At 41.4% G+C, this 14,022-nt stretch carries 10 protein-coding genes; 5 read left to right on the top strand and 5 right to left on the bottom strand.

The annotated features are described in order from the left end of the window. Positions 1–631: 631 nt before the first annotated feature. Together F0228_RS09765 and F0228_RS09770 are read left to right on the top strand one after the other, a co-directional pair. Entirely contained in the window at positions 632–2,116 is a 1,485-nt protein-coding gene (locus tag F0228_RS09765) for a hypothetical protein (RefSeq protein WP_171762167.1), read from the top strand. A gap of 321 nt (positions 2,117–2,437) precedes the next feature. Then, positions 2,438–3,160: a metallophosphoesterase gene (locus F0228_RS09770; RefSeq protein WP_171762168.1), complete on the top strand. Its 723-nt coding sequence runs from the start codon at positions 2,438–2,440 to the stop codon at positions 3,158–3,160. Positions 3,161–3,189: 29 nt separating this feature from the next. On the opposite strand, the gene F0228_RS09775 is transcribed toward F0228_RS09770, so the two are convergent. Then, the gene (locus F0228_RS09775) at positions 3,190–4,116 is read right to left on the bottom strand and encodes a hypothetical protein (RefSeq protein ID WP_061031901.1); all 927 of its coding nucleotides are present in this window, start codon (positions 4,114–4,116) and stop codon (positions 3,190–3,192) included. Between the two features lie 387 nt (positions 4,117–4,503). Here F0228_RS09775 and F0228_RS09780 point away from each other — a divergent pair, with 387 nt between their 5' ends. Together F0228_RS09780 and F0228_RS09785 are read left to right on the top strand one after the other, a co-directional pair. Continuing rightward, positions 4,504–4,941 (top strand): hypothetical protein, encoded by a 438-nt coding sequence (locus F0228_RS09780; protein WP_008223720.1) that lies wholly within the window; start codon positions 4,504–4,506, stop codon positions 4,939–4,941. 1 nt (position 4,942) lies between these two features. Next, the gene (locus F0228_RS09785; protein ID WP_171762169.1) at positions 4,943–5,119 is read left to right on the top strand and encodes a DUF1289 domain-containing protein; all 177 of its coding nucleotides are present in this window, start codon (positions 4,943–4,945) and stop codon (positions 5,117–5,119) included. A gap of 8 nt (positions 5,120–5,127) precedes the next feature. On the opposite strand, the gene rcnR is transcribed toward F0228_RS09785, so the two are convergent. Both rcnR and F0228_RS09795 read right to left on the bottom strand, forming a co-directional pair. Beyond that, positions 5,128–5,403: a Ni(II)/Co(II)-binding transcriptional repressor RcnR gene (gene rcnR, locus F0228_RS09790; protein WP_008223718.1), complete on the bottom strand. Its 276-nt coding sequence runs from the start codon at positions 5,401–5,403 to the stop codon at positions 5,128–5,130. Between the two features lie 133 nt (positions 5,404–5,536). Beyond that, positions 5,537–6,427, bottom strand: a complete 891-nt coding sequence (locus F0228_RS09795) for a LysR family transcriptional regulator (RefSeq protein ID WP_171762170.1) — start codon at positions 6,425–6,427, stop codon at positions 5,537–5,539. A 116-nt stretch (positions 6,428–6,543) separates the two neighbouring features. Between F0228_RS09795 and accD the strand changes: the two genes are divergently transcribed. Next, positions 6,544–7,407, top strand: coding sequence for an acetyl-CoA carboxylase, carboxyltransferase subunit beta (gene accD, locus F0228_RS09800; protein WP_171762171.1), 864 nt, complete (start codon positions 6,544–6,546; stop codon positions 7,405–7,407). A 154-nt stretch (positions 7,408–7,561) separates the two neighbouring features. Here the strand turns inward: accD and F0228_RS09805 are convergent, their stop codons facing one another. Both F0228_RS09805 and F0228_RS09810 read right to left on the bottom strand, forming a co-directional pair. Further along, the gene (locus F0228_RS09805) at positions 7,562–10,993 is read right to left on the bottom strand and encodes a hypothetical protein (RefSeq protein WP_171762172.1); all 3,432 of its coding nucleotides are present in this window, start codon (positions 10,991–10,993) and stop codon (positions 7,562–7,564) included. A 436-nt stretch (positions 10,994–11,429) separates the two neighbouring features. Continuing rightward, positions 11,430–13,949, bottom strand: coding sequence for an FG-GAP-like repeat-containing protein (locus tag F0228_RS09810; RefSeq protein ID WP_171762173.1), 2,520 nt, complete (start codon positions 13,947–13,949; stop codon positions 11,430–11,432). Positions 13,950–14,022: the final 73 nt, after the last annotated feature.

Below are 14,022 nucleotides of genomic sequence, written 5' to 3' on the forward strand. Positions count from 1 at the left end.
ACAAATTGTAATTATGGTATTCCTGCTAATTTTACGTAAATAGCAGCATTTAAGAATCACAACCTGTTCCCTACCCACTGTATATCCACCCTATAAGCACGTAGGTTATTTAATTACCACACTTTCAATATGTACCATGGCATTTATAGTGCTAAACTCCAGATTATATTCCTACTCTCTAATATATTCATTTAACATACCGCTAGATTTTAAGTGCTTATTAAAAGTACGACCATATGCTGCGTCAAAAAAAATAATAAGCGACAACTGGCTGACTAAATACATCAGAATAATTAAATCATGCTATAGCTATACACCAAATATATGCCGCTAGTTACTTAGAAATAGTCATTCAACCAATCATTTATAAAATATTAGTTTGCACAGCTGGCAACACAATAAAAATAACTATAATCGCGCAACTCTTTAACAAGCCTACAAAGGCATTTAAACAAAGCGTCCTAACTTACTCGTATTCATCCCAATATGTGAATACACAATGATTCCGCTCAGAATCATTGACCGCACACAACAAAACACCTGATTCCAATGTTGGTTTCAGATAAAAAATAAAGTGGCGGTTAAGTTAGAGAGAAGTATCAATCCCACAATCAAGAACACAAGTCAGCTCATGCAAAACAAGAACATTAAGAAATACACTATTTCAATCGCAGCAATGCTATCTATGGCCCTTACCGGGTGTGGCGGCGGCTCAAGCAGTGGAGGCTCGAATGGCGGAGGTTCAAACGGTAATGGCTCAATTGATCCAGCACCGCTTGTTAAGCTTCCGGCCCTCAAATCACTGAATATTCCCCAAACCAACTTTCAGACAATTAAGCCTTCCAATTTTGACATTGAGCCCGCAAGCAATACGGCATTGAATACGATGGCGTACAAAAATTTACAAGGTGACGAGCGCATATTCGAAGTTGCCTTCCAGCCATGCGAACAGTGTGACGAAGCGGTTATGCCAACGGTTACACGTGTATTCGATATCAACCAGAAGTACACCATGTTTAACATGGACAACTCAACGGTCGCTTGGAAAGGTAAAACGTATTATGGCAATTACCCTGTCATCATGGACAAAGAAAGTGGTCAGCTTTATCCCATTGTGATTGACGGTAAGGTATCGGAATTTGATGCTGAGTTACAAAACGAGAGCCCATTTCTTAGCCAACAGAAACAAGGTGACTTAGCACCAAATGAGACGCTATATAGCTTTGACATTACAGATGACGAGCATTGGCACACAAGAGGAATCTACAAAGCAGTGCTAAAAGATAATGCCTTTGTCTTCAAAACGTTAAAAAGTCGTGCGTATGCCGATGAACGAGACATACAGATAGACGCACAAGGTAACATTCTCGTCGACTACCAAGATCCACCAGAAGATCATGCTGTGAATTATAATCACTATGCCTATATCAAATCTTCAGATGAATATCAGGAACTAGACTATCACGATACGAATTCGCGTTATGATTCCTTGAGAGTGGTTGATGGCAAACTAGCAGGGATCGACCGTGCACAGCCAAACTACTTTTCATTTGTCACGCCAGTTGGAGACAAGCTAGTCTCGACGCAAAGCCAATACGACATTACTGGCTCTGAAGGGAATACCGTTAATACAAGTAAGCGCAGCCCACAAATTAATGGTTATGACATGAATATTGGATGCGTAGTGAATAAGCTCAATGAGAATAGCTACGACTACGTTGGAGAAAGTGCGCTGATAGACAAAAGTCGCCCCTACTCTTCATTCGATGCATTGAGAGCCTCGCAACATACCCTGTTTTGCGTCGATTACAATGAATCTTGGGTTAAGGAAGGGGTAACAGTCAAAGTATCGGCATTCGATACTGAGACTCAAACATTCTATGACTTTGATACTGGCATAGAGCTTAACAAAGACTTTTACGCACCAGACGTTGATAAATTAACCGCTATCGATGGCGCTGTCGTACAATCTGATCAAACGGTCATGTTGTACATGAATCGAATCAATAGTGACGAAATCGTAGAGTTTTACATCAACCCAATTTTAAAGACGGTTGACCAAAGAACAAATGATGGTTTTATCTCTCCAACGGGATTCGCTTCTTTAATCCACTAGGGTTGAATGCTTTCCTTCACTAGTTTGTGGGAGTCATTCTATTAAACCTACCTCACACAATGCCTGCTCATACAGCAGGCATTTTTGTACTAATCAAAACTCACGGGCGCATGGTGATTCAGGAGCTTAGGAGCAAAGAGTTACCAGATAACATAGCTGAACAATTTGTAGAAAATGGTAAGCTAATTAGTATCTTGTATGATTGGGCATTTAGATCCATAAAGCGAAACACGCTCTGGCTAAGCCATAAAAGGTAAGCACCTAAGGTAAAAGCCCTGCTTGATTATCTCACTCAAGAATTGAAATAACCGGACGCCAATAATGAACACCATTTACCAAATCAGTGATTGCCACCTCTCTGATGAATCCAGCTATGGAAACCTACGTCGAGCTCTTGAATACGTCAATAACGATCAAGAATGCGAAGTTATTTTCCTAACAGGTGACATTTGCTGTAACCCCCAACCCGGTGACTATGTTCACTTAGAAACATTCGTTCGAAACCTTACCGACAAATCTATTTATGCGATTGCAGGCAACCATGATGACTCTCGCTTAATGCGCACAGAACTTAAAGGTACGACGATCTGCGTAACCGACAGAGCCAACATTTGTGGGCGAGAGTTTGTGTTCCTCGATTCGAGTTTCAAACCCAAAGACAGCGTTCACCCGCGCGGTTCAGGGCGTATCGATAATCGAGGCCTAGCCCAGTTAAAGAAACAGCTGAGAAAAGCCAGTAACCCTATCATTATTGTTCACCACCCTATCATCCCTGTCGGTGCCGATTGGATGCAAGCAATACGTCTCGAGAACGATTTTTCCATAATGAAGGTGCTTCAGAAATATGGAGTACGAGAGGTGATTTGTGGTCATGGCCATGATCAAATAACAACGACACAACACGGCATTACTCAATATATGGCGCCTTCTACAGCTTATGGGTTCGACCACTCGATTGAGGAGTACAATCGCAGTGATAATATTGGATTAAGCAAGATCTCCACATCGCAATACTCATTTGATTATTTGGCTATCTACCTTTGAATATTCGTATTTGAACTTGCGCGCTACCGCTAACTGGCAAGCCATTCATCTAACACGGAGATGAATTGGGGGTTTATAAGATAACCAATAGAAGCGTGCGGGTTACTTTGCCCGTCACACACATTGAGATTGTAAATTGGATAAATGTCTTTCATTCCACCAGCAATCAAATCCAGTTTGAGCATCTCTTGAAAGTCATTTTTGATTTTGCTGTCGTGAGAGATAAAGTCATCTTCAGCCGACAAGTTCACCCACCTATGAATATTTAAAGGGTACTTTTTCATGCCCTCTAAACGGCTCCCTTTCAAGCGCTCTTTTACACTCTCATCGCCTAATGGTGAACCTAACGTAACCAGAAGATCGATCTTCTTTTTTGCGCCGTAAGCGTTTCGGTACTCACTGTAATGGGAGAGTTTCCATAACACGTCATAACTGATCATTGTGCCAAGGCTATGTGCGACGATCATCACCTCATCTTGGTTATCTAACGCCTCTCTCAGCTCCACCATTAATCGATACCTTACGTCGCTACCAAAGTAAGAGTCTTCATACCAATAATGACTCATATCGGGAGCAACTAATGCTATAAGTGGCTCTGCCATTTTCAAACGACTAAGCACAGAAGAAAAAGTATCCGCGAGCGCCTCTTGCAGGAACCCTGCCTTCGAAACTTCACCATACGTTTTCTTATTAAACTGATGGGAGGTGTACCCTTTGAGATCGATCAAAGCCTGTTGTCGGACAAGCGGCTCTTCAGTTGGCTTGTTCAATAATGTGTTTGATAAGTCGCCAAAATACACGAAACGCTTCTCGATATTCTGGAAAGCTTGGAGTGAATCAGAACCTTTACAGTCACGCTGTAATCCATGTTCGATAGCATCGTACCACAATGATTGAAGCGACTCCCTGTCAGGCTTTTGCCCCCGACCGTGGATAAATATAATTTTCTTTGCCATACCTGAAACCTCGTGTTCACTACCGACATTAATCATCGGGCGGCTATTTTCCTGAAAATTAACGAGGATAGAACCGATTAATCTCGCCTCCCTTGTTTTATGCGGCCTACATAACTGAAATGAACCCTCGTTAAACATCAACTTGTCAGTTTTACCGCGTAAATACCCCATACATAAGGGCCTAGAATCACATCGGGAATACAGCTAGATCAGGCTTATCGGTGTCCTTTCCAAACACGCTAATTCCGATTCTGGCACGCTAAGATAAGCTCTAAGATTCGATGATGTACGATAACCACATATACTAGGGGGCAGTATTTTATACTCAGGGGGAGTATAGTTTTTTTTCACGCACTATCTCACAAACCACGGAAGAAGAGTTTCCATATGAAAGATGTTAAAGGTGTTTTCCGCAACCTAGAGAAGATGCTAAGAAAAGCAAACTGGTTCGAGGATGGTTGGGAGATCTATAACCGTGGAGAGTACCTTCAGTTATATAAAGAGACTTGGTTCAACCAAAAACAGGGCGGTATCCACTTTGAGACCTTTATCGAAGGGCCTCAAATTAAGCAAAAGGCCTTTCCTGTTTGCATGCATGCGGAAGAAGACTGCCCTTCCCAAGCAGAATTTATTCGCCAGTTTAAAGCTCTAGAAAAAGATCGTATTGAAAGTTGGAAAGGCTACAAAACCCAAGACAACAGCTACGGGATTTGCCAGAGAACCTTACCCCTAAACTTCAAAAACCTAGAACAGCGTTTGTTCGAAGAATTCAACCGACTGCGCTCACTTGAAGCCAGTGTAGAGAAAGTACTAGATAGGCTCTAATATGAAAAAGCAGAAAAGCCCTTGTATTGATATGTGCGATTTTTCACACGACAAAGGGTGGTGTTTAGGCTGTGGTAGAACACGAGAAGAGTGTAAGGCCTGGAAATCAATGAAGCCTTACGCTGTTAATGTTATCAAGAAAGAACTAGTAAAAAGAAAGGCTCACATGAACCGCTAAAACAAGCGCTATTTGATGTATGAATCCAATACTTTCAGTACCACTTCCATATCTTCTTCACGCTGAACTTTGTCATCTTCTAGTACCACATGCTCTAGAAGGTGACCTTTGATGACCTCTCTCATCAAGCCATTCACTGCGCCACGAATCGCTGCTATTTGCTGCAGTACGTCTTGGCACTGTTGCTCGTCGTTATCGAGCATCTTTTTCAAACCATTGACCTGACCTTGTATTTTACTAACTCGGGCCTTTAGTTTTTTCTGATCTTTGGCTGTATGTGACATAACGTAGGTACTCAAGGTAATTAAAAACAAGCGGTTAACTTGTAATGTAGCACTTTAGCGATACTGGGGGGTAGCTTTTCAGTACCCGTTATTCCGCCCCCTAGACAAGGGGGTGTTTAAATAACCTACTGATTTATTTTGCATGGTGCTGCAAGTGCTCGATAAAAGCAGGCACCCTCTTCGCTATATGTTTTCTTGAGGCATAAAACGCATACAGGACTAAGTCTGCGGGCTGATATTCGAGATCCACGATTTCTAATTCACCAGCTTCAACCTCTTCACGACAAAGCTCAGCTGGTAGTATCGCAAAACCTAAACCGGCCAATGCTCCAGCCTTAGCAAGCTGACCACTGTTGACCTTAAATGATGATTTGACTCGCTGTGTTACCCATTCACCATGATCGTCTATAAATACCCAAGGCGTTCCGTTCAATGCGGTAAAGCTACTGATACAGGGCACGTGTTTTAGATCTGTAATCTGAAACGGTTTTGAGCAGGTTTGAAGAAGTTTAGGTGAAGCAACGACTGCACTCGGCCAACGTTGGATTTCTTTGGCGATCCAGCTGTTGTCTTCTAACTTTCCTCGATGAAAACTGACAATAACGTCAAAGCCGTCGATCAAGTCCTCTTTTGGACTGATGCTGGTATCACAACACAGTGATATGGATGGGTACTGGTTGCAAAAGGCAATGACAGCTTGAGCTAATTCGGCAGAGTCCGGCATTAAGATGTTTAACTGCCCCTGCACCTCTTGAGAGTGTTGTGTGACCTCTTCTATCGCCTGGTTGAGTTTATCCAACAAGGGCTGCGTGCGCTGATAAAGATGCTCTCCAGCTTCCGTTGGAGCAATACGACGCGTGCTTCTCACAAACAGTCTTACGTCTAGTTGTTGCTCTAACAACGCAATATGTCGGCTAACATTTGAAGTCGGTAAACACAGAAACTCTGCCGCTCTTTTGAAGCTATTATTCTCATAAACACAATGAAAACTCTTTAGCCATTGCTGATCAATTTTATCCAGCATATCCCCTCACAGATAATCCCATATTATTGGATTATAAAGCCAAATATTGACACTTTATTACCAAAATCAGGCTTATACAATATTCATCACTCGAACAATGGTAATAAAGGTTATCCATGAGCTGGCTAGAAAAACTATTGAATAAGAATAACTTAAAAAGTAATCGTAAAGTGTCAGTCCCAGAAGGTGTCTGGATCAACTGCCCTTCTTGTACTCAAATCTTGTACCATATCGCACTCAAGGAAAACCTACAGGTGTGTCCAAAATGTGGGCATCACATGCGCATGACAGCACGTCTTCGTTTAGAAACATTTCTCGATAACAGCGAACGTACGGAGTTAGGAAATCAACACCAACCAAAAGATCTACTCAGCTTTAAAGACAACAAACGCTATACCGAGCGACTGGCCTCTGCACAAAAAAGTACAGGTGAGAAAGATGCACTGGTCGTGATGAAGGGCGAGCTACTTGGAATGCCTATTGTCGCATGTGCTTTTGAATTTTCTTTTATGGCGGGATCAATGGGCTCCGTTGTGGGCGCTCGATTTGTAGATGCAGTGAATAAAGCAATTGAATCAGACTGTGCCCTGGTATGCTTTTCTGCGTGTGGTGGTGCGCGCATGCAAGAATCACTCATGGCGTTGATGCAAATGGCGAAAACCAGCGCTGCCCTAAAACGATTGTCTGAAGCCAAACTGCCCTATATCTCGGTACTCACCGACCAAACCTTTGGCGGTGTCTCAGCCAGTTTAGCCATGCTGGGTGACATCAATGTCGGTGAGCCTAAAGCGAGAATCGGTTTCGCGGGCCGAAGAGTCATTGAACAAACGGTACGGGAAAAACTACCCGATGGTTTCCAACAGAGTGAATTCTTACTCGAACATGGTGCTTTAGACATGATTGTAGATAGGCGTGACATGCGTAAAAAAGTGGCAAGACTTATAGCTATGATGACCAATACCACTCATCAAAAAGCGTAAGCTGTAAGAGCGAAGGCACTTAATATAGAGCAGCTCTAAGCTCTATTTATATTTACCAGAATTGACTTGACCACTGCCCCACTCGATTACTTGTTCAGATGAGGCAGTGTAACCTAACAGCTCAGTGTCACTGCGGACACGAGTACGAGATCAATTATGCAATTGCACTCCGATTTTGAAGATATTCAAGGTATTGATTTAAAACCTCTATATCATCAGAGCGTTCGAGTGCTTTTGGATGAGTTTTACGAATCGTATCAATGCTATTTTTCACATCTAAATATGATAAAACAGCTTGTTCGGATTCGATGGACGGTTTGACGTAAGCCTTAGTCCCCTCGAGCACATTGCTTAAATCTAAACGGCTCTCGTTGAACATTTGTTTCATTATCACTGCAGACTTAACCATACCAGAGCGACCATCACCTAACGCACAATGGACTAACACATTCCCTTCGCGTGTACTCAATAAGTCCAGAACCCGATTCGCTAGACCATCGATATCTTCACTTGAAGGCTGTGTAAGGGCTTTGATAGAAAAGAAGTCCTTGATATACGTCGTCTTGTTAGAGATATACTCGATATTGTGACTCGCTAATTGCTTGGTTAGCGATACGATCTCTCTTGCCGACATACCAGAATCAAGGGAGATCAATGCCGCGACATTGTTACGTTTCAGGTTCTCACAAAACGTCATCAGCTGCGCGCCAGTAGAATAGTTTTTATTAGGTCGGCCAATCGAACCAATTCTAAGCTCGGGGTGAATGTGGATGTTCTCAACTTTCCCCTTAGTGTTAGTAGCCTTTTGAACGACAGTTTTTTTGAATATCGGCTTCTGAACACCTTTTATCTTGTGCTTTGCAGGGGTAGATTGGCTAAACTTTGTGCCACTCCAGTCTACCTGGGTTGGTACAGTACCGAACTTTTTGATCTTTACTTCAACGGGAATCCCCAGCTTCGCCGCGGCAATAAACCTGTGCTGTCCATCCAGAATATGAATGCGGCCAGTTTGTGGGGAACGCCAACCAGAAATCAAAATCGGTTCATCCGCCTGCCTTACTATAGAAACCTTTTCATCGATGATAGATTGAAAAACTTCAGGCTGAGCTGGCAATGGAATCTTATTGTCCGATACGACTTTCCCAACGGGTCCTTTTCCATCAAAACACCAGTCAAACGTTTCAAGTACAACGTTTCCAGTAGAGGCACCGTAAGCACTATTCACTTTAAAGCTGCCCGCCCCACCACTTAATCCCATCGTTTTGATGGTTTCTAAACGTTCACTGGTTTCTTTCATGAACTTGTACTTTTTAATCGCTCTTATCTTATTTTTTAGATCGCCGATGGCATCGCTCGATATAAATTTAGAACGACGTATAAATTCGTCAGAGATATCGTTAACAACGCTTCTCATGAAGGCCGTTTTAGATAAACGAATCACTCTGATATTTTTCACTACACAAGCATTTACAATAACAGAGAGATTAACATCCAACGCCTTAGCGATCGGGGAAAAGATGGGAATGATGTCTGCTAGAAGTACAATTGAATCAAGCAAAATCGATTCAACATCTTGAATATCTACCTCATAATCAGGATCATTTATCATCTTCTGCGCGACTTGTAAGAACGGAACCTTGTTGTTTAATGCGGCTTCCATTAAGCTTTCAGTAAACAGAACTTCCTTCATTTCGACCAATTTGTCGCTCAGAGATAACTTAAATTCATTCGCAACCAGATCTTTCAAAAGATAATTCTCTTGGAACTGTTTTTTGGTGCCAACCTTTTTAAACGACTGAGCAATCAGGTTAAACTTAAGGAGCGTCGTCTCTTGTACTGCGTCCCACATAAAGTTATCAAAACTATGATTGCGCAATAAGAAAGGTTTAGGTTGCTCCTGAGTGTCGTCAAAACCTGTTGGAATGTTCAATTTTAAAAAGATAGCGTTTAAAGCTTCGTAAGGTACATCTTTCCAGTTCTCATCCGGTTTAGGTAACACTTCAATCAACTGAGTAACAAGCTCATTATCGGCCCCACCGAGGTAAGTCACTCGGTGATGGAATGCAAATGTGCTGACTAAGAAGTGGCGATGGTTACTATCTTTCACGAGAACCACTCTGCCACTCATGCCTAGATGAGTTTGTAGCATCAGCACCGCTGGTTTTATCGCTAAAGTGATAGCCTCTGTCGTAGGTGCAGACATAAACAAATTAGCAAATAGAGCAATAAAAACCTTCACTGAATCATCACAGTTAGGAAATTTCTCTTCTACCAATCGATACGCTTCAGCAATACCCTCTGCTTTGCCGACCACATAGTCATCAAGAATATTTTTGATCGCATTCTTACTGTAGAAAGGCAATATGATATCTGCGGATGAAATGATGCTGACATTGCTATTCAAGTCACTTTGATAGATTGATTGATCACGAATCAGAGTGTTCAAATCTTGCTCGATATCAGAGTTTTTATAATCGACAAACTGCGCATAATATTGACTGTCCGAGTCGAAATTTTCTCTGCCTACTATCTTTTCAATAGCGAGAGTCGATTGACTATCATCCCCTTCCAGATCCATGACTTCAGAAAGTACACTAATTAAATGAATAACATCATTAAATCGTTCTATTACTTTAGGCTTTTCATAAACAATAATATCTTCTAGCGTAATAGCGTCACTGTAAAATAACGCCATGGTATCCATTACCTGAAACTCTAGACCATTCCTAGACTTATCTCGGATCAATACCTTCTTAGGAATATTATTCTTTAATAAAATTTGGTCGAAGGTTTCGTCAAAATAATCCAACGAAGTGTTCATCTCATCAGATATTGCTGCCATTTTCGCCAAAGCTAAACGGAAAGCAGCTTTATCATCACCTTGAGAACAAGCATGGTAAATCTCTATTTCTCTCGTAGCATCATTAAGCACTTTAGTTATATTAAATTCATCTAAACTATCGTGAATATTTCCGCTTAACGCTCTTTGTACGATGCCGTTTACTTTTTTCTCTGAGATTTTAGCACCCGATTCCGGAATGAGCTTTATCTCTTCTTTGAAGCCAGTGCTGCTAATAGCGAACAGTACTTGCGACTTTTCTGCTTTAAGAAACGTGTAGATCAAAGCGCTTTCTAGCCTAAAATACAAACTGTTCTCATCGTACTTTAAACTTGTGATTGCACTGTTCAATGACTCCCCTAACAAGCCATCATTACGACGCTCGATAAGATCTTCGATATAAATCATTGTTCTCGCGATACTTGATTTCACAGCGAGGTTTCTAGATTTTTCATCACTTTTATAACGATATCTGATCGTGTTCATCACACTTATTTTCAAGTTCTGTATGAAAATCAAGCTGTTTAGGTCGTTGATCTTACTGACTATATAGTGCCTTACGTAGTACTTATCATCGATAGCCTTGTAATCCTGTAAAGAAAGAGTTTCATACTCAGCAAGTTCCTTGTTAACAACCTCTAGAATTTGAGACATTTTTTGTATTTTTTCTAGGTTGCTATCACTATTTGAGCATATACCTTCAATTTCTTTAATATCCACATCTCTATGTGAACTACTTAATAACACAAGCTATTTCCTTATTGATACTTTAGTTGGGATATTGATGATAACTTACATTATATATCTTTTTAAATACCTTTAATTATTTAAGGCTTTATTAAATTAGTGATAAGGAAATTAGAAAAACACTAATTTAGAGACTAACTTAATTAGTGTTTAGTTTATTAGAAATGCATAAAAAATGAATTACACATTAAATAACCAACAATGTTCTAATTATCTTTAAACATGCATTTGAGGAATTTTATATAAAACATCAGGTAAGGTTATGTAGTCATTCCATGGCCACATAAAATAAAAGAAATATGGTTATAGAGGCTGAATTTTCGGGGCTAAAACACATCGCATAGAGAGGTTGTCCATAAGTCATAAATGACCTCTAACATTTATGCAGGCCCTCCTATTGAAAGGAGGGCCTTCGTAGCTATAGCGTCCCTTGTAACTATCGCGTCCCTTGTCTAACTTCTTGCTCTCTACCGTTTAAGTCTCTATCAGAGTCGCCGTATAACACATGAACGGTACCGTCATTGTTGTTACCGCCGCTGCCTAGGTCTTCAAATGGAACACCTATAACCAGATCATCCTTGTCATCACCATCAAAATCTCCAGCCATCAAGCTGTAGCCAAACTTGTCGTCCTTTTCGACGCTACCAGTGATATTGTTTTTGTTTTGATTGTATTCACGGCTTCCGCTTAATCGTAAACCGTTACCAGAACCAAAGAACACATCCACTTTGCCTCCATTGTCCTTGCCCGCCAAGTCTTCCGTTGGTGAACCAATAGCTAAGTCTTGATAACCATCACCATCAAAGTCTCCGGTCGTTAATGCGAAACCAAACTTATCATCTTTTTCAGCGGAGCCATGCACACCTGATTTGTCTTGATGAATCTCACGAATGCTATTTCTTGAAGGGCCACTGCTTGTGCCTCTGAGCACGAAAGCATTTCCGTCATTATTATTTCCCCCAGAGCCCAAATCCTCGTATGGAACACCAATAACGAGCTCATCAATGGCGTCATTATTAAAATCGCCAGCTGCTAGCGTGTAGCCAAAATGGTCGTTCTTTTCAGCGCTACCAGCGAAACCACTTCTGTCACCATGGTAAAAACGATACTCCATTGTACGAAGACCTTGAGTGGTGCCAAATAATACGACAACCATCCCTTCATCATCACCATCACCTAAATCTTCATATGGCGCGCCAATCGCTAGATCGCCTAGCCCATCACCGTTAAAGTCTCCTGCCGCTAACTCATGTCCAAAACGGTCATCTTTCTCTGCAGCCATGCGCTCTAAACCAGAGTTATTTTGGTGGAATCTACTGATACGCTTCTTGCTTAGCCCATTGCTGGTGCCGTAGCTCACATAGACTACGCCGGCATTATCTTTTGAGCCGATGTCTTCATATGGAGAACCGATGGCTAGATCATCATAACCATCCCCATCGAAGTCGTGGCTGGCTAATGCGAAGCCAAACTTGTCTTCTTTTTCTTGCTTACCCTTACTAATATTGGCTTCTTTTAATAATTGATAGCCTGAAGTGGTGAGACCTTTGTTCCCTCCATATAGCACAGTGACCATACCAACATTCGATTTTCCATCGATATCTTCATTTGGGGACCCAATGGCAACATCATCAAAACCATCATTGTTAAAATCGCCGCTTGCTAGCGCATAACCAAACAGGTCACCTCCTTCAGTAAACATGCCAGATAATCCGCTAGAGTCTTGGTGAAAGCCTCGGGAACTCAACATACTCAAGCCTTTTGAAGGAAGTGAATCACCTCCGTAAACCACCGTCACTGCGCCGGCATCATTATCACCATTGATATCCTCAGTCGGGTAACCAACAAGCAGATCAGCCACGCCATCTCCGTTGTAATCACCACTAGAGAATACCTTGCCAAATGAATCGTCCTTTTCAGCTCGCCCACGAACCATGACATCTCGGTTATTCAAATTAAAATCAATAATTTTCCTGTTTTTACCTGCAGAAACGAAATCTCGTAAAACAATGTTCGAACGGCTTCCCTTGTGGTAATGGTTGTAAAGCCAACCTATGGAGTTATGTTTCGCAGTTTTAGCATCATACTCTTTCAAGTTTGTCGAAAAGCCCGTCACGTTTTTGCAAAACAGATTAATACTTAAGGTACATACTGCTTTACTGGCCAGAGTTTCAGCCACACCTTTGAGAATTACCTCCGCCGTGGGAGTAACAATGTGCTGCTCCGTATATAGTCGATTGTTGTTTGTGCTTCGACTCTTAGCTAACTCCGACGAAATCCAATTTCCTATTTTATTAGGGTTTTGATAGATGCTTTCTTTGTAATAGCTTTTTAGACGTTGGCGCGGCCAAAAACTATCCCCACATCCAGACACACCTTTATCAGGTATAATAATTAAGTTTCCGGCTTTAATGAGGTCTTTGTATTTAGATGTTGGTTTTAACTCATTTGTGATTAGGTGCTTTGAGATGGCGTTGTTAGTACACAAGGATTGATAAAAATTATCAGTGTTAGTTACATTACGGACAAATGTAGACTTTATGATGACGATTTCGCCTCGGTTTTCGTCTAAGAACTGGCTTACCTCATTTAAAATATTGTCGATTTTTCCGTAAATAAGCGAGTGAGCGAAGTAATACTCCCCTCGGTCTTCATATATTCTCAAATCTAAAAAGCGAGTACCGGCATTCAACTGCTTTCTTACACTCAAGTCTTGTGTTTCAGACCAGTCTCTTAGTTTCGAAAGTGGGAAATTAACGCCGGCTGCCTTTTTACTATAGTTTTGCGCGTCGTAAGCACCGCTATCGTGGCTCCCCGGAATAACAATATTGTTAAGCGGAGTGTCTCGTCTTGTGTTACTGAAAAGATCCTCCATCCACCTCTCGGTGCTATAACTCAAGGCAGGTTGAGAGTTCAAAGCGAGTATAGCCGTTAAAGCTAATGTCTTTAGTTTCATTTTTCTTAATCCATTAAAGTTCGATATGAGATATTTTTAGCTATGATCATATCTACTATTGAGTACATGACGT

The organism is Vibrio sp. 99K-1, from assembly GCF_013114585.1.
Taxonomy (GTDB): Bacteria; Pseudomonadota; Gammaproteobacteria; order Enterobacterales; family Vibrionaceae; genus Vibrio; species Vibrio chagasii_B.

What these genes read in the sequence shown, in the direction of transcription:
- F0228_RS09775 (WP_061031901.1), bottom strand. Translation starts at nt 4,116, where the DNA reads ATGGCAAAGAAAATTATATTTATCCACGGTCGGGGGCAAAAGCCTGAC.
- F0228_RS09795 (WP_171762170.1), bottom strand. Translation starts at nt 6,427, where the DNA reads ATGCTGGATAAAATTGATCAGCAATGGCTAAAGAGTTTTCATTGTGTT.
- F0228_RS09770 (WP_171762168.1), top strand. Translation starts at nt 2,438, where the DNA reads ATGAACACCATTTACCAAATCAGTGATTGCCACCTCTCTGATGAATCC.
- rcnR (WP_008223718.1), bottom strand. Translation starts at nt 5,403, where the DNA reads ATGTCACATACAGCCAAAGATCAGAAAAAACTAAAGGCCCGAGTTAGT.
- accD (WP_171762171.1), top strand. Translation starts at nt 6,544, where the DNA reads ATGAGCTGGCTAGAAAAACTATTGAATAAGAATAACTTAAAAAGTAAT.
- F0228_RS09765 (WP_171762167.1), top strand. Translation starts at nt 632, where the DNA reads ATGCAAAACAAGAACATTAAGAAATACACTATTTCAATCGCAGCAATG.
- F0228_RS09785 (WP_171762169.1), top strand. Translation starts at nt 4,943, where the DNA reads ATGAAAAAGCAGAAAAGCCCTTGTATTGATATGTGCGATTTTTCACAC.
- F0228_RS09780 (WP_008223720.1), top strand. Translation starts at nt 4,504, where the DNA reads ATGAAAGATGTTAAAGGTGTTTTCCGCAACCTAGAGAAGATGCTAAGA.
- F0228_RS09810 (WP_171762173.1), bottom strand. Translation starts at nt 13,949, where the DNA reads ATGAAACTAAAGACATTAGCTTTAACGGCTATACTCGCTTTGAACTCT.